Below are 15,386 nucleotides of genomic sequence, written 5' to 3'. Positions count from 1 at the left end.
CCGCGCAGCAGGTGGTCGGTGTTGGCCGGGCACCCCGTAGCGTCCTGTCACGGGCGGGGCGGCGCAGCCCCCTCGTCCACGACCAGTCGGCCCAGGTGGCCCTGCTGGCTCCCCGCCACGACCACCTGGGTCTTCTCCTGTTGCCACGCCAAGAAGTGCGGGCTGCGGCGGTGCTCCTCCAACGCCCCCTGATCGCGGAAGACCTCGTGCACCCAGAACAGGTCCGGGTCCGCGGCGTCCGCCGTCACGTCGAAGCGCAGGCAGCCCGGCTCGTCGCGCACCGACGCCCGTGCGTTGCGGGCGATGCCCTCCAGGAAGGCCTCGCGGCACCCCGGCCGGGCGCGCACCGAGATCACCAGGGACACGGGGTTCGGCACAGCGGAGCCCCTCCCTCCTCACCACGGCCGGGCACCTCCCGGCAGGACCACGGAAGGAACGTACATGGACCACCTCGTCGTCGTCACCGGCGGCCCCGGGGCGGGCAAGACCACCCTCCTCGACCACCTCGCCGGGCTCGGGTACGCCCGCACCCCGGAGGCCGGGCGGGCGATCATCCGCGACCAGCGCGAGATCGGCGGCCCCGGCCTCGACCGGGACGACCCCCGCCTCTTCGGCGAGCTCATGCTCCAGTGGGAGCTCCGTTCGCACCGCGAGGCCGCCGCCCTGCCCGGCCCGGTCTTCTGTGACCGCGGTGTGCCCGACCTGGTCGGCAGGCACCTGCTGCGGGGCGAGCAGGTGCCTGGACACGTCGCCGAGGCCGCACGCCGGTTCCGGTATCACCGCACCGTGTTCGTGGCGCCCCCGTGGGCGGAGATCTTCGGGGCCGACACCGAACGCCACCAGTCCTGGGACGAGGCCGTGCGCACCCACGACGCGATGGTGGAGGCCTATCCAGCGTTCGGTTACGAGACGGTCGAACTCCCCCTCGTGCCCGTCGCCGACCGTGCCGCCTTCGTGCTGGAGCGTGTCCGGACGTCCCACCCGGCCCCATGACCTCCGGGGCCCCTGCCGCCACGAACCGTGCATCGAGCTGCGTAAGTCCCGCATTCCCTTGTGATGGGGGCGGGAGGGGGTCAGACTCGTGTGAGGGGCGGCGGCCGGGCGCGCCCCGGCATCGAGACACCGGCTGCTCCGCGCACGGCGCGGGGGCCGGACGCGGGGAGTGGTAGGGACGGTGGCGAGCGCGTCGGGGGCCCAGAACCCGTCCATGAGTTGGGAGGGCATCGAGGAGGCGCTCAACCGTGTGCGGGGCGAACGTACACGCATCTCCCTCCAGTTGGCCGACCTGGACCGCAACGTCGCCCAGCGCATGCTCCAGGGCGCAGACCCCGTGGGCCGCACCCGGGAGCGGTGGGTGCGGGCCGAGCGAAGTATCCACAGGCTGTGGACGGTGTACGGGGCCTTCGAGAACGTCGTCGACCAGGCCTGCGCCCTCCGCGGTTCCGGGGGTGAGGACGGCTCCGTCCGCGAGTCCCTCTCCCGCGTCCTGACCGGGCCCGCGGTCGCGCTCCCGCTCGAACCCCGGCCGCTGGAACGCCGGGGGCTCCTCGACGACGACACCGAACACCTCTCGCTCGCCGAGGCGGTCGCCCGCATGTCCGCCGACTACGACGAGGCAGCGCGGGTCGTCGCCGAGGCAGAGTCCGCCTGGGAGGTGCTCCACCCCCGGCTCGGCGACCTCGAGGCCCTGTGGCAGGAGATCGGTTCGCTGGCCGGGATGGTCGGCGGGGACGAGGACGACCACGAACCCCTGCGCACCGAGCTCGCCGCGCTCGGGGAGACCATACGGCGCGACCCCCTCTCCCTGGTCGCCGAGGACGACACGGTCGACACCTCCGGCCTCGAACGGGCCCGCGTGCGGTTCGAACGCACCGCCGGTGAGCTCCGGGACGCCCTGCGGATGCGCGATTCCTACGACGAGAGCGCCGAACGCCTCGCGTGGGCCATCGACGACGCCGAGGTGAAGGCGGGCCGCACCGCCGCGCTCCGCAGACGTGTGGCCGAGGCCGTCGCTGTCCCCGCCCCGATCGAGGTCCCCGACGCCGTCCCGCCCCTGCGCTCGGGCCTGGCGCAGATGGCCGCGCTGCGGGACCGCGGCCGCTGGCGCGAGCTCGGCACCCTCCACGGCAGGCTCCAGCAGGCCGTGCACGAGACCGTCGACGACCTCACCGAACGCGAGGAGAACCTCCAGGGCCTCCTCGATCGCCGCGGTGAACTCCGCGGGCGCCTGGACGGGTACCGGGCCCGCGCGGTGCGCCTCGGTCTGGCCGAGGACGAACGCCTGCTCACCGAGGACCGCCGCGCACAACGGGCCCTGTGGCGCGCCCCGGGTGACCTGCGCGAGGCCACCGCGGCCCTCGCCGCCTACCGCGACGCCCTGAGACAGGTGGCCGGATCCGGTTGCGGATCGAACAGAACCACACCGGGCGCGGGAGCGTCAGAAGGGCGAGAGTGATGGTGGTGCACAACAGATGACCCAATGCACGGCTCCCGGTTGCACCGGCCGTATCGAGGACGGATTCTGCGGCGTGTGCGGCCTGGCCCCCCCAGACGTGCGAACCCCCGACCAGGACCGATCCGCCCCCCGACCCCCGGGGCCGTTCCCCCCGGTCCCCCGCCCGGGTGCCGCGCCCCCCGAGGAGTGGCCCGGGCGCCCCGGCAGCGACCCCGGCAGCGGTGACGACTCCGGTTCCCACCCGGTGTCCGGGAACGTGCGCCTGTCCGGACGCAGCGGCCCCGGCAACACGGCAGGGAGCACCGGAACCCCGCTGAGCGGCAGCTCCTCCGGCCGCACCAGCCGCCCCACCTCGCGGGGCATGCTCGGCATGGGCCTGGTGCAGGTGCCGGTCGTGCCCTACCGCGACCCGTCCGAGGCGGTCATGACCGACCCCGTCGTCGCGGAGAAGAACCGCTACTGCGGCCACTGCAACGAGAAGGTCGGCCGCAGCCGGGGAGGGCAGCCCGGCCGCACCCAGGGTTTCTGCCGCCGCTGCGGGACCCAGTTCTCCTTCGTGCCCAAGCTCGTCGAGGGCGACATGGTCGGCGGCCAGTACGAGGTGCTCGGCTGCCTGGCCCACGGCGGGCTCGGCTGGATCTACCTCGCCCGCGACCGCAACGTCAACGACCGCTGGGTCGTGCTCAAGGGCCTGCTCAACGCCGGCGACGCCGAGGCGCACAAGGCCGCCGCGGCCGAACGCGAGTACCTGTCGCAGGTCGAGCACCCCAACATCGTCAAGATCATCAACTTCGCCCAGCACCCCGACCCCGAGACCGGGATCCCGGGCGGGCACATCGTCATGGAGTACGTGGGCGGCAAGTCCCTGCGCGAACTGCTGCTGGACCGCCGGGGCGAGGGCGAGGAGGACCAGGCACTGCCCCTGGCCCAGGTCATCGCCTACGGGCTGGAGTGCCTGCGCGCCCTCGGTTACCTGCACGCCAAGAACCTGCTGTACTGCGACTTCAAGCCCGACAACGTCATCCAGAGCGAGGAGCAGATCAAGCTCATCGACCTGGGCGGCGTGCGGCGCATCGACGACACCGCCAGCCCCGTCTACACCACCCCCGGCTACCGGGTGCCCGAGGAGGAGATCATCCGGTCGGGGCCCTCGGTCAGCTCCGACCTGTACGCCGTGGGCCGGGCCCTGGCCGTGCTGAGCTTCCGGTTCAGTTTCCGGAGGCGTCATCCCCACAGCCTGCCGCCGCGCGAGTCGGTGCCGTTGCTGCGCCGCTACGAGTCCTACGACCGCCTGCTGCGCCGGTCCACCCACAACGAACCGGAACGGCGGTTCCACGACGCCGCCGACATGGCCGAGCAGCTCACCGGGGTGCTGCGCGAGGTCCTCGCCGACCTGGACGAGTCCCCGCACCCGGCGTCCTCGTCCCTGTTCGGCCCGGAGAGCTTCAGCGCCGCCGACGTGGGCCCCCACGACTCCGACACCCTGTTGGAACCGCCCTCGCCCACCCGGGCCGCCGCGCTGCTCCCGGCCCCGCTCATCGACCCGGGAGACCCGGCAGCCCAGCTCCTGCGCGGGTTCTCCTCGCTCTCCCCGGCCGAACTCGTGCCGACCCTGCGCTCCGCACCCGCGCCCACCCCCGAGACCCGGCTCATGCTCGTGCGCGCGCTCATCACCGAGGGCCGCAAGCTCGAGGCCACCGAGACCCTGCACGCCTTCAACCAGACGATGCCGGGCGACTGGCGGACCATGTGGTACATGGCCGTGATGGAGCTGGGCGACGGCGAGTTCGAGGACGCGCACGCCCACTTCGACGAGCTCTACTCCCACCTGCCGGGCGAGATCGCCCCCAAGCTCGGCCTGGCCCTGGCCGCCGAGCGCACCGGGGGTCTGGAGACCGCCGCCGGGCTGTACCGGACGGTCTGGAACACCGACCACTCCTACGTCAGCGCCGCTTTCGGGCTGGCCCGCATCCGCCGTGCCCAGGGGCAGCGGTCCCGCGCCATCGAGGTCCTGGACACCGTCCCGGAACTGTCCAGCCTCCACGTGCACGCCCAGACGGTGCTGGTCGCCCTGCTCGTCACCGGCGAGGACCCCCACGCCGCCGATGACTTCCTGCGGGCCGGCGAACGGCTCGGGCGCCTGGGGCTCGACAGCGAGCGCGGCGACCGCCTCGCCGTGCGGGTCCTGGAGGGCGCCCTGGACTGGCTCGGCCGCGGAGGCCGCGCCGACCCCTCCGCCCGACTGCTGGGCGCACCCCTCACCGAGGAGGGCGTGCGCACCGACCTGGAACGGCGCTACCGGGCCCTGGCGCACTGGGCCCGGTCGCCCGCCGACCGGTACGCGCTGGTCGACCGGGCCAACTCCCTACGTCCGAAGACGCTGCTGTGAGCAACGAAGGAACGGCGATGACAAAGGTGCGGACCTGCCCCGGATGCGCCGACAGGGTGAACGCAGGAGACGCCTTCTGTGAGGGCTGCGGCCGCACCCTGCCGGACGAGGTGCGCCGGGCCACTCCGGAACCGGAGGGCCTCGGCCGCAACGGGATCCCCCTGGGGGCGTCCCGGGAGGACGGGGACACGACCCTGTCCTCGGTGACCGCCCGCGGGCGCCCCGAGGAGGGCGACTGGACCACCCCGAGCGGTGCGCGCTGGGACCGGCCCTCGGACCACGGCGAACACGTGCACACGGGCGGGACCTCCCTGACCGACAGCCTCGCGGTGGACTCCGAGTGGGACCAGATCGACGCGCTCGCCACCCAGCCGGTACGCCGCGACGCCGTGAACTCCGCGGAGCGCACCGTGCAGCCCGCGGGCGCCGTGTCCCCGTGGGCCCGCCCGTCCGGGGAGGGGGCCGACCCCGACCCGCAGGCCTGCGCCTGGTGCCCGGGCCGGGTCACCGACGGCTACTGCGACGACTGCGGATACCTGCAGCCCACTGGCCGCGACCACGTGGTGGTGCGGACCGTGTCGGCCTCCGGGGTCAGCGACATCGGCCTCCGCCACCGCCGCAACGAGGACGCCATGGCCGTCCGCCTCGTGCCGGACGGCGCCGGGTACGGGGCGGGGACGGTGTGCGCGGTCGTCTGCGACGGCGTCTCCAGTTCGCCCCGTTCCGACGAGGCCTCCCGCATCACCGCCGAGACCGGAGCGGCGGTCCTGGCCGAACGGGTCGCGGAGGGTGACGACCCCCGCAAGGCCACCGGGGAGGCCATGACCCGGGCAGCCGAGGCCGTCGCGGCCATCGCCGACTCGCCCAGCTCCGCCCCGGCGTGCACGTTCGTCTCGGCCGTGGTCGACGCCGGCACCGGGTCGGTGACGGTCGGCTGGGTCGGGGACAGCCGCGCCTACTGGGTCTCCGACACCGAGGGCGCCGACGCACCCGCACTGCTGACCCGCGACGACTCCTGGGCCGAGGCGATGGTCCAGGCCGGGGCGCTCACCCGCGAGGAGGCGATGCGCTCGACGCACGCCCACGCCCTCATCGCGTGGATGGGCGCCGACTCCGGCGAGATCGACGCCCACGTCTCGACCGTCACCCCGACCGGGCCCGGCGCGGTGGTGCTGTGCAGCGACGGGCTGTGGAACTACTACGCCGAACCCGGGGAGATGGCCGGCGCCGTACCGAGAGCGGACGCCGACCCCCTGGCGGCCGCGCGCGACTACGTCGGCCTGGCGCTGAGAGCCGGCGGCAAGGACAACATCACCGTGGTCGTCGTCCCCGTCCCCGTCTCCCGAGGGGGTCCCCGTGCCGCACCCGTCTGAGTCCGCGCCCGGCCCGGCCTTCCGGGTCGAGATCGACCAGAACCCCCATCTGCCCCTCGGCGCACGCGAGGTCCATGCCGTCGTCGGTGTCACCTCCGAGACCCCCGTCGCGGCCGGCGACGCCGTCCGCGCCAACCAGGTCGTGGTCGTCGACACCTCCGGGTCGATGTACGGCCAGAAGATCAACGCCGCCAAGCGCGCCGCCCGCGCCGCCGTCGAGACCCTGCGCGACGGGGTGCGGTTCGCGGTCGTGGCCGGGCACCGCGAGGCGCAGATGATCTACCCCTCGCGTCCCGCACTCGTGGAGGTCGACGACCGCACGCGCGCGGAGGCGTACGAGGCGATCGGGCGGCTGCGGGCCGACGGCGGCACCCGCATGGGCGCGTGGTTGAAGCGTGCGGCGTCGCTGTTCGAGGGCGCCGACGGGCCCAGGCACACGATCCTGCTCACCGACGGGCAGAACAACGAGTCCCGCGCGGAGTTCACCGAGACCCTCGAGTCCCTGGCCGGAACCTTCGTGTGCGACTGCCGGGGCGTGGGCACCGACTGGCGCGTCGAAGACCTGCGCCTCATCGACGAGGCCCTGCTCGGCGGCGGTCCGGGGCTGATCGCCGACCCGGACGACCTGGTCGAGGACTTCCGCGCCATGGCCCGCACCTCGATGGGCAAGTCCGTGGCCGACGTCGCCCTGCGGCTGTGGACCCCGCAGAACGCCGTGGTGCGCTACGTCAAACAGGTCGCACCCACCGTGCAGGAGCTCACCGCCCGCGCGGTCGAACGGGTTCCACAGGCCGGGGACTACCCCACCGGTTCCTGGGGCGCCGAGAGCCGCGACTACCACGTGTGCGTGGAGGTGCCGCCCGGCGACCCGGGCCGCCAGATGCGCGCGGGGTGGGTCCGTGTGGTGCTGCCCGGCGGCGACGGGGCCGAGGACCGGGTCCTGGCCTCCGGGAACATCCTCGCCGAGTGGACCGCCGACGAGGAGCGCTCCACCGGGATCGATCCGAGGGTCGCCCACTACACCGGGCAGGCCGAGCTCGCCGAGGCCATCCAGGAGGGCCTGGCCGCCCGCCGCGACGGCGACGAGGACACAGCCACCACCCGGCTGGGACGCGCCGTGGCCCTGGCGCACGAGTCCGGGGACGAGGAGACCACCCGGCTGCTCTCCAGGGTCGTGGACGTGGTCGACGCCGGGACCGGGACCGTGCGGCTGCGCTCCCAGGTCGACAAGGTCGACGAGATGACGCTGGACACCAACTCGACCCGGACCGTCCGCACGCGGGCGCGCCGCGAACCCCCGGGGCCGGACGGCACCCCCTGACCGGGTAGGAGGGACCCCATGCCGAGTTGCCCGTCCGGGCACGACTCCACATCCGACGACTTCTGCGACGTGTGCGGGCTCCGCCTGCAGACCCTCGCCCCGCTCGCCGCCCCCGACCCCCGCACCCACGCGCCCCCGACCACACCGCCCGTCCCCGCGCCGCGTCCGCCCGCCGGAGAACCCCGCGGAGGTCCCTGCCCCGAGTGCGGGACCTCCCGCGCCGGGCGCTTCTGCGAGGAGTGCGGGTACGACTTCGCGTCCCGGTCCGGAGCACACCAGCGCCGCCACCCCGGTGCCAGCCCCCTCGGCGCCATCTGGCGCGCCGTCGTGGCCGCCGACCCGGCCTACTACCAGTACATGGTCGACCAGGGCATGCTCGACCCCGCGCGCATCGCCTTCCCCACCGGCCACCGGCCCCGCAGGGTCACCCTGGACAGCGACCGGGTCCACATCGGCCGGCGCAGCGCCTCCCGCGGTTTCACCCCCGAGATCGACCTGGGCGGCCCCGGCGGGGACCCCGCGATCTCCCACGTTCACGCGGTCCTCGTCGCACGCGAGGGTGACACGTGGGCGCTCCTGGACCCCGGGTCGACCAACGGAACCACGGTCAACGGGACCGCGAACCCCATCACCCCCAACGTGGAGGTCCCCCTCAATGACAACGACCGCATCTACGTCGGTGCGTGGACCGTCATCGTCCTCCAGCGGGGATGAGCGGCCCCGGTCGGGCCTGCGCGCGCGCCTGCGCACCACGCCCGCGCGCCTGTGGCTGCTGACCGCGGCCGCGGTCGTCGCGGTGGGCGGGCTGGCGGTCTCGGCGGGCTCCACCCTCGGGCAGGCCCGGGACGGCATGGAGGTGCTCGGCCACGACGCCGGGCCGCAGGCCATGGCCACCACGGAGCTGTACCTGGCGCTGGCCGACATGGACGCCCAGACCGCCGACGTGCTGCTCATGGGTACCGACCACGAGCTCGGGTCGGGGCGCGAGGCGGCCGAGGAACGTTACGAGGAGAGCCGCGCCCGCGCCAACGAGGCCCTGCTGCAGGCCGCCTCGCTCACCGAGGGTGACACCGTCGAGGAGGTCAACGTCCAGGCGGTGCTGGACGGTATCGGCGAGTACGAACGCGCCGCGGGGGAGGCGCTGCTGCTCAACGACGAGGCCGGGGCGGCGCCGGGCGAGGTCGACGGGGACGCCCTGGAGCGGTACCGCGAGGGCAGCCACCTCATGCACACCGACCTCATGCCGAAGGCCTTCAACCTCGGGCTCGACTCCTCGGCGATCGTGCGCGCCAACCACGAGGACGGCCAGGAGGCGGTCGCGCTCGGCCTGGCCTGGGTGGGCGGCTCGGGGGTGATCGCCGTCGGTGTGCTCGCGGGGTTCCAGCTCTACCTGCGCGGCCGGTTCCGCCGCCGCCTCAACGCGCCCCTGATCGCCGCGACGGCCGCCACCGCGGTGCTGACGGTCGGGGTCATCGTGGCGCTCAACGGCAGCGGCAACGACCAGAGCCGCGCCAAGGAGGAGGGCCTGGACGCCGCCATGGCGCTGTCGCGCGCCACGGCCGTGGCCACCGACATGCAGGCCGACCAGAGCCGGTTCCTGCTCGATCCCGAGCACGCCGACCACCACCAGCAGGTCTACCTCGAACGCGCGCAGGCGGTGCTGTTCCGGCCGGCATCGGACCTGGAGGAGTACTACGAGCAGGTCGCGGAGGTCGCCGAGGACTACCCGGACCTGCCCGGATCGGGGGAGCAGGCCGACGGGGACGAGGACGCCGACCCCGGCACCCTCGGTTACCTGGGCGAGGACGCACGCCAGGCCCTGCTCCCGGCCGAACGCGAGACGCTCGGCGAGGTCCTGACCGCCTACGACACCCTGCAGGACGCGGACCGGGACATGCGCGGGCTCGACGCGGACGGTGACCGCTCCGGAGCGATCGACGCCCGCATGGACATCGCCCACCACGAGGACGGCGCGTTCACCGAGTACACCTACGCGCTCGACCGGCTCATCGACCTGCACGGGGCCCAGTTCGAGGCCGGCATCGAGAGCGGTGAGAGGTCGCTGTCGGTGTGGACGTGGCTGCTGCCCGCCGGGACCGTGCTGGTCCTGGTCCTGATCGCCGCCGGTGTGCGCCCGCGGCTGGCCGAGTACCGATGACCCCCGAGAGACGAGGACGAGGCCGATGAGGAACCGGCACCGCACCACCACACCCCTCCTCGCCGCTGCCGCCGCGGGGGTCCTGACCCTGGCCGCGTGCTCCGCGCCCGGCGAGGAGCCCTCCGTCCTGGAGGGCGACACCATCACGATCGGCGTCAAGTTCGACCAGCCCGGCCTGGGGCTGTCCGAGAACGGGGGGTTCTCCGGCTTCGACGTCGACGTGGCCCACTACCTCGCCGAGGGCATGGGGTTCGAGCGAGAGGACGTGGAACTGGCCGGGGTGACCTCCGCCGAACGGGAGGACAAGATCATCGGCGGCGAGGTCGACATGGTCGTGGCCACCTACTCCATCACCCCCGAACGCAAGACCGAGGTGACCTTCGGCGGCCCCTACTACGTCGCCAAACAGGACATCCTCGTGCGCGCCGACGAGACCGGTATCGAGACCGTGCGCGACCTGGAGGGCCACGACGTGTGCCAGGGCGAGGGCTCCAACTCCGCCTCGCGCATCACCGACGGTCTGGGCATCGGCGCGACCGTCGCCGACGCCCCCAGTTACAGCCAGTGCATCGACTGGCTCAGCGACGAACGTGTCGACGCGGTCTCGACCGACGACCTGATCCTCGCCGGGTTCCTGGCCGAGGACCCCTCCGCCTACCGGTTCGTGAACAACCCCTTCACCGACGAGAAGTACGGTGTGGGGCTGCCGCACGGCGACGTGGAGGCCTGCGAGGCGGTCAACAAGGCGATCAACGAGATGTACCAGGACGGGACCGCGGGGGAGCTGTTGGAGGAGTGGTTCGGCAGCACCGATCTGGAGCTCGTCAAGAGCGTCCCGCAGTTCGAGGGATGCAGCTGACCTGCGGCTCGCGTACCCGTGTGGCGGAGGTGCCGCCAACCTTCCGGGGCCGGTTCCGGCCGGGGTGGCCTGAAACGGTCAAATGGCGGATACTGGCCCATATGTAGGGCATTCGTGGGTAGCAGATGAGGAGCTGTCCGTTGACCATCGTCGAGTTCCTGAACGCGCGGTTGGACGAGGACGAACGCGCGTCGAAAGCGGTCCCGGAAGGGTCCCGCGGCAGGGAACGGGCGCTGGCCGAGGTCGCGGCGAAACGCAGGATCGTGCGCGGCTACGCGGATGCGCACGACGCGAGCATGCGCACCGTCGACCCGTCGGCGTCCGTCCACGGGGGAGACCCGTGGTCCGAACTGTTCGCCTGGCGCATGGCCGTGAAGTACCTGGCCGCGGTCTACGCCAACCATTCCGAGTACGACGCCACCTGGGAGGTCCCGGAGGTCTCCAAGGAGCTCACCGGGAAGTGACCCGTGTCCCCCCTCCGCCTCGGCCCGGTTCTCCCTCCGGGCCCGGGGCCCTCACGGTAGGTGCCCCCTCCCTCACGGCCGGGGCATCGCCGGGATCTGCAGCACCGACCACGGGCTGAGCGCCCACGGGGCGTGCTCGGCGGCCGCGACCAGGTCGTTCCACTCCACCCAGGCGTACTCGGCGACCTCCTCCGGGTCCGGATCGGGTTCGCCGTCGGTGCGGGCCCAGAAGACCGGGCAGACCTCGTTCTCCACGATCCCCTCGGCCGAGACCGCCCGGTAGCGGAAGTCGGGCAGGGCCGGCCACACATCGGTCAGGTCGAGGCCGAGCTCCTGGCGCACCCGCCGACGCACCGCCGCCTCCGGGGTCTCGTCCGGTCCCGGGTGGCCGCAGCAGCTGTTGGTCCACACCCCCGGCCACGTGCGCTTGCCCAGCGCCCGCCGGGTCACCAGTACGCGGCCGCGCGCGTCCAGCACGTGGCAGGAGAAGGCCAGGTGGAGCGGGGTCTGCTCGGTGTGCACGGTGGCCTTGTCGGCGACCCCGACGTGCCGGTGGTCCTCGTCGAGCAGCACCACGAGTTCACGTGTGAGTCGGTCCACTGGTCCTCCTGCCCGGGGGCGCGCCCCGACCGCCGTCCTGCGTACCCCTCCATGATCGCCGGTGGAGCGGGGTTCTAGGGCCGGATCCGGGGAGATCGCCCTGCGCGGGCCCGCGAGCTGAGGCGGTGCCCGTGTGCGCATAAGCTTCCTGACGGCCCCGCCCGGGGCCTCGTGGAGCCGACGGAGCAGTGGTGGAAGTGACGGAGACGACGGAACGGAGCACGACCGAGGGGCTCTCCCCCGACCGCCTGCGCGAGGCGCTGGACGTCATCGCCGAGGCGGGTGAGCTGCCCATCGACCACCCCGACTCGATCGCCGTGCAGCGGGCCACCGCCGGGCTGTTCAAGGCGGTCAAGGAACAGCGCCGCGCCGACCGCCGCGCCCGCGCCAAGGCACACGACTCCGCGGTCCTGGCCGCCACGGCCACCGCCGCCCCCGACCGCATCGACGACGAGACCAGCGGACGCGCCCTCACCAGCGGCAGCGACGGCCCCCTCGCCGGGGTGCTGCACAAGGCCCGCCCCTGCTACATCTGCAAGGAGAAGTTCCGCGAGGTCGACGCGTTCTACCACCAGCTCTGCCCGGCCTGCGCGGCCGAGAACCGGCAGCGGCGCAACGCCCGCACCGACCTGACCGGGCGCCGGGCCCTCCTCACCGGCGGCCGCGCCAAGATCGGTATGTACATCGCCCTGCGGCTGCTGCGCGACGGCGCCCACACGACCATCACCACACGGTTCCCCAACGACGCCGTGCGCCGCTTCGCCGCCATGGAGGACAGCCACGAGTGGCTGCACCGCCTGGAGGTCGTGGGCATCGACCTCCGCGACCCCTCCCAGGTCATGGAGCTCGCCGACACCGTCGCCTCCCGCGGACACCTCGACGTGCTCATCAACAACGCGGCCCAGACCGTGCGGCGCTCGCCGGCCTCCTACGCCCCGCTCCTGGAGGCCGAGGCCGAACCGGCGACCGGGTCCGGCCTGCCCCGGCCCCTGGTGCTCGGCGGCCTGCGCCCACGCGTCCAGGAACTCACCGGGGGAGCGGCCGAGGGCGCGCTCACCCAGGCCCGGCACACCTTCACCCCAGAGATGCTGACGTCCCTGGCGCTGACCACCGGCGCGGCCTCCATGGACCGGGTCCGCTCCGGCACCGCCATCGACGCCGGCGGTCTCGTGCCCGACCTGGCGCCCGTCAACAGCTGGACCCAGAACGTCGGCGGGGTCGACCCCGTGGAGATGCTCGAGGTGCAGCTGTGCAACGTCAGCGCGCCGTTCATGCTGGTCGACCGCCTGCGCCCAGCCCTGGCCGCGTCACCGGCCCGACGCACCTACGTCGTCAACGTCTCCGCCATGGAAGGCGTCTTCGGCCGCGGGTACAAGGGCTCCGGACACCCGCACACGAACATGGCCAAGGCCGCGCTCAACATGCTCACCCGCACCAGCGCGCAGGAGATGTTCGAGAGCGACGGGACGCTCATGACCAGCGTCGACACGGGCTGGATCACCGACGAGCGCCCGCACCCCGACAAGGAACGCCTCGCCGCGGCCGGGTTCCACGCCCCGCTCGACCTCACCGACGGCGCCGCGCGCGTCTACGACCCGGTGGTGCGCGGGGAGGCCGGCGAGGACCTCTACGGGTGTTTCCTCAAGGACTACCGCCCCGCCCAGTGGTGAGGCCCTGCGAGCGGCGCGCTCCCGGCCGCTGACGGGCGCGCGCCGGCCGCGGCTCCCTCAGGCCGCGAGCCCGTTCCGGTACGCCCACGCGGCGACCTCCACGCGGTTGCGCGCGCCCAGTTTCTCCTGCACACGCCCCAGGTGTGTCTTGACGGTGCTCACGGTCACGTACAGCTGCTCGGCGACCTCGGTGTTGGTCGCACCGCGCGCCACGGCCTGCACGATGTCGCGTTCGCGCTCGGTCAGCCCGTTCTCCGGCGCGACCCCGCCCGGTCCCGCCCCGGCCGCGTGCGCCGTCGCGAAGTGCCGCAGCAGCCGCACGGTGATGCGCGGGGACACCAGCGCGTCGCCCCGGTCGGCCGCACGCACCGCCTCCATCAGCAGCGCGGGGCCGGCGTCCTTGAGCAGGAACCCGACCGCGCCGCCGGTCAGCGCCGCGTGCACGTATTCGTCGAGGTCGAACGTGGTCACCACGACCACACGCAGCGGGTCCTCGACGCCCGGGCCCGCGAGCCGCCTGGTGGCCTCCAGACCGTCGATGCCGGGCATGCGCACGTCCATGAGCACCACGTCCGGGCGCAGTTCGCCGGCCAGGCGCACCGCCTCGATCCCGTCCCCGGCCTCGCCGACCACCTCGATCCCGTCCTCGGCGTCGAGCATGTAGCGGAACCCCGTCCGCACCATCGGCTGGTCGTCGGCCAGCAGTACACGGATCGTCACCGCGCCTCGTCTCTGTCTCGTTCGGGTACGGGGATGTTCGCCCGCACGGTCCAACCCTGCCGCTCCCCGGCGGGTCCCGCGTCCAATTGCCCGCCCAGCATGCGCACACGCTCGGCCATCCCGACCAGGCCGTGGCCGCCGCCCCCGCGCCGCGGGCTGCCGTGCCCGTCGTCGGCGACCTCGATCTCCACGGAGCCGTTGCCCACCGTGACGTGCACGTTCACCCGTCCGGCGCTGCGGGCGTGCCGCAGGGCGTTGGTGACCGATTCCTGCGCCACCCGCAGCAGTGCGGTGCCCACGTCGGCCGGGAGCGAGTCGACCGGGCCGGAGAGCTCCACCCGCACGCCGGGGCGTCCGGGCGCGGCCGACGCGTCGAGCGCGCGCAGGCCCTCACCGGCGGCGCCCGGGGCGAGCGGTGCCGCCCCGGGTTCGCGCAGCCCGGAGACCAGCCCCCGCATGGACTCCAGGGCGCGTGTGCCGGCCTCCTCGATCCGCGGGAGGGCGTCGTGCACCGCGGACGGATCGCGTTCGGCCACGTGCCGCAGCGCCTGCGCCTGAACGACGATCCCGGTGACCTCGTGTGCGACCACGTCGTGCAGGTCGCGGGCGATGTCCAGGCGTTCGGCCTGGCGGGTCCGCTCCTCGCGTGCCCGCCGCTCGTTCCCCTGCCACCGCAGGTACAGGCCGGGGGCGAGCGCGAGCACGACCATCAGCAGGGCGTTGGTGGGGTCGAGCGTGAAGGGGTCGCGCAGCACGTCGGAGTAGGTGGCCACGAACACCAGGAACGACACGGTGACGATCTGCGGGACGTTGCAGCGCAGAGCCGTCAGGGCCAGGAGCGCCACCACCGCGGCCATCTCCGACGCGGCGATGGGGTAACCGAACATCCCCCGCGGCAGCGGCCACACGAGCGCTGAGAGCGTCGTGACCACGATCGGGGCGACCACCGCCGCCGCGAAGGTCGCCGACGCGCTCGCCCGCGGGCGCACGACCGACACCAGCAGCAGCACACCGATCCCGCCGGAGACGGTCGGCCCCAGGTCCATCGGGCCGGTCGGCGGGCCGGGCCAGTCCTCGTACGTGGAGATGGCGAGGCCGCTCTTCAGGTCGAAGGACCACAGCAGGCCCAGCAGCACGGACACGGCCGTTGCGGCGGTGACGGCGAGGGCGTGGGGCCGGGTCGCGGGGTCGGTGACACGCCTGACCAGGGCGGAGAAGCGGGGCATGGAGACAGGTTATGGCGGCTCCTGTCGGGGGGGCCATCGGCCGAAAGGACGAACGGCGGTGTCGGCGGTGTCGGCCTGCGGGGCGATGTGCCGGGGCCGGTGCGCGGCGGATGCTCGGTGGCGACCGTTCGAGGAAGGACACGACACCGTG

Annotated in this window: 14 protein-coding genes; 10 read left to right on the top strand and 4 right to left on the bottom strand. The window is 73.5% G+C overall.

What is annotated here, in order from left to right:
- Positions 1-47 precede the first annotated feature (47 nt).
- The gene (locus tag IDM40_RS04695) at positions 48-377 is read right to left on the bottom strand and encodes a putative quinol monooxygenase (protein ID WP_193120645.1); all 330 of its coding nucleotides are present in this window, start codon (positions 375-377) and stop codon (positions 48-50) included.
- A gap of 64 nt (positions 378-441) precedes the next feature.
- Between IDM40_RS04695 and IDM40_RS04690 the strand changes: the two genes are divergently transcribed.
- The 9 genes from IDM40_RS04690 (at position 442) to IDM40_RS04650 (ending at position 11,019) form a co-directional block, all read left to right on the top strand.
- Entirely contained in the window at positions 442-993 is a 552-nt protein-coding gene (locus tag IDM40_RS04690) for an AAA family ATPase (RefSeq protein WP_193120644.1), read from the top strand.
- A gap of 214 nt (positions 994-1,207) precedes the next feature.
- Complete coding sequence (locus IDM40_RS04685; RefSeq protein ID WP_193120643.1) at positions 1,208-2,455, top strand: hypothetical protein; 1,248 nt, start codon at positions 1,208-1,210, stop codon at positions 2,453-2,455.
- A gap of 16 nt (positions 2,456-2,471) precedes the next feature.
- The gene (locus IDM40_RS04680; RefSeq protein WP_193120642.1) at positions 2,472-4,844 is read left to right on the top strand and encodes a serine/threonine-protein kinase; all 2,373 of its coding nucleotides are present in this window, start codon (positions 2,472-2,474) and stop codon (positions 4,842-4,844) included.
- 17 nt (positions 4,845-4,861) lie between these two features.
- Entirely contained in the window at positions 4,862-6,217 is a 1,356-nt protein-coding gene (locus IDM40_RS04675; protein WP_193120641.1) for a PP2C family protein-serine/threonine phosphatase, read from the top strand.
- Positions 6,201-7,538 (top strand): vWA domain-containing protein, encoded by a 1,338-nt coding sequence (locus tag IDM40_RS04670; RefSeq protein WP_193120640.1) that lies wholly within the window; start codon positions 6,201-6,203, stop codon positions 7,536-7,538. The genes IDM40_RS04675 and IDM40_RS04670 overlap by 17 nt, the downstream gene beginning before the upstream one ends.
- Before the next feature lie 18 nt (positions 7,539-7,556).
- Complete coding sequence (locus IDM40_RS04665; RefSeq protein WP_193120639.1) at positions 7,557-8,252, top strand: FHA domain-containing protein; 696 nt, start codon at positions 7,557-7,559, stop codon at positions 8,250-8,252.
- 28 nt (positions 8,253-8,280) lie between these two features.
- Entirely contained in the window at positions 8,281-9,696 is a 1,416-nt protein-coding gene (locus IDM40_RS04660; RefSeq protein ID WP_216630368.1) for a hypothetical protein, read from the top strand.
- A 25-nt stretch (positions 9,697-9,721) separates the two neighbouring features.
- Entirely contained in the window at positions 9,722-10,555 is an 834-nt protein-coding gene (locus tag IDM40_RS04655) for a glutamate ABC transporter substrate-binding protein (RefSeq protein WP_193120638.1), read from the top strand.
- 140 nt (positions 10,556-10,695) lie between these two features.
- Complete coding sequence (locus tag IDM40_RS04650) at positions 10,696-11,019, top strand: DUF6221 family protein (RefSeq protein ID WP_193120637.1); 324 nt, start codon at positions 10,696-10,698, stop codon at positions 11,017-11,019.
- Positions 11,020-11,091: 72 nt separating this feature from the next.
- Here IDM40_RS04650 and idi read toward each other — a convergent pair whose 3' ends face one another.
- Positions 11,092-11,619: an isopentenyl-diphosphate Delta-isomerase gene (idi, locus tag IDM40_RS04645; protein ID WP_193120636.1), complete on the bottom strand. Its 528-nt coding sequence runs from the start codon at positions 11,617-11,619 to the stop codon at positions 11,092-11,094.
- 188 nt (positions 11,620-11,807) lie between these two features.
- Between idi and IDM40_RS04640 the strand changes: the two genes are divergently transcribed.
- A complete protein-coding gene (locus tag IDM40_RS04640; RefSeq protein ID WP_193120635.1) occupies positions 11,808-13,289 on the top strand; it encodes an SDR family NAD(P)-dependent oxidoreductase in 1,482 nt (493 codons plus the stop codon).
- A gap of 57 nt (positions 13,290-13,346) precedes the next feature.
- On the opposite strand, the gene IDM40_RS04635 is transcribed toward IDM40_RS04640, so the two are convergent.
- Both IDM40_RS04635 and IDM40_RS04630 read right to left on the bottom strand, forming a co-directional pair.
- Entirely contained in the window at positions 13,347-14,009 is a 663-nt protein-coding gene (locus IDM40_RS04635; RefSeq protein WP_193120634.1) for a response regulator, read from the bottom strand.
- Positions 14,006-15,235 carry a sensor histidine kinase gene (locus tag IDM40_RS04630; protein ID WP_193120633.1) on the bottom strand — a complete coding sequence of 410 codons (1,230 nt, stop codon included), beginning with the start codon at positions 15,233-15,235 and terminating at the stop codon, positions 14,006-14,008. Before IDM40_RS04630 ends, IDM40_RS04635 begins: the two co-directional genes overlap by 4 nt.
- Between the last annotated feature and the right edge of the window lie 151 nt (positions 15,236-15,386).

This window comes from Nocardiopsis coralli (genome assembly GCF_014892575.1).
GTDB classification, from domain to species: Bacteria; Actinomycetota; Actinomycetes; order Streptosporangiales; family Streptosporangiaceae; genus Nocardiopsis; species Nocardiopsis coralli.
Note: the sequence above shows the minus strand (reverse complement) of the source record. Positions and strands in the feature narration are given on the sequence as shown.

Coding starts and splice junctions, on each gene's coding strand:
- IDM40_RS04680 (WP_193120642.1), top strand. CDS start 2,472: ATGACCCAATGCACGGCTCCCGGTTGCACCGGCCGTATCGAGGACGGA.
- IDM40_RS04675 (WP_193120641.1), top strand. CDS start 4,862: ATGACAAAGGTGCGGACCTGCCCCGGATGCGCCGACAGGGTGAACGCA.
- IDM40_RS04655 (WP_193120638.1), top strand. CDS start 9,722: ATGAGGAACCGGCACCGCACCACCACACCCCTCCTCGCCGCTGCCGCC.
- IDM40_RS04685 (WP_193120643.1), top strand. CDS start 1,208: ATGAGTTGGGAGGGCATCGAGGAGGCGCTCAACCGTGTGCGGGGCGAA.
- IDM40_RS04630 (WP_193120633.1), bottom strand. CDS start 15,235: ATGCCCCGCTTCTCCGCCCTGGTCAGGCGTGTCACCGACCCCGCGACC.
- IDM40_RS04690 (WP_193120644.1), top strand. CDS start 442: ATGGACCACCTCGTCGTCGTCACCGGCGGCCCCGGGGCGGGCAAGACC.
- IDM40_RS04665 (WP_193120639.1), top strand. CDS start 7,557: ATGCCGAGTTGCCCGTCCGGGCACGACTCCACATCCGACGACTTCTGC.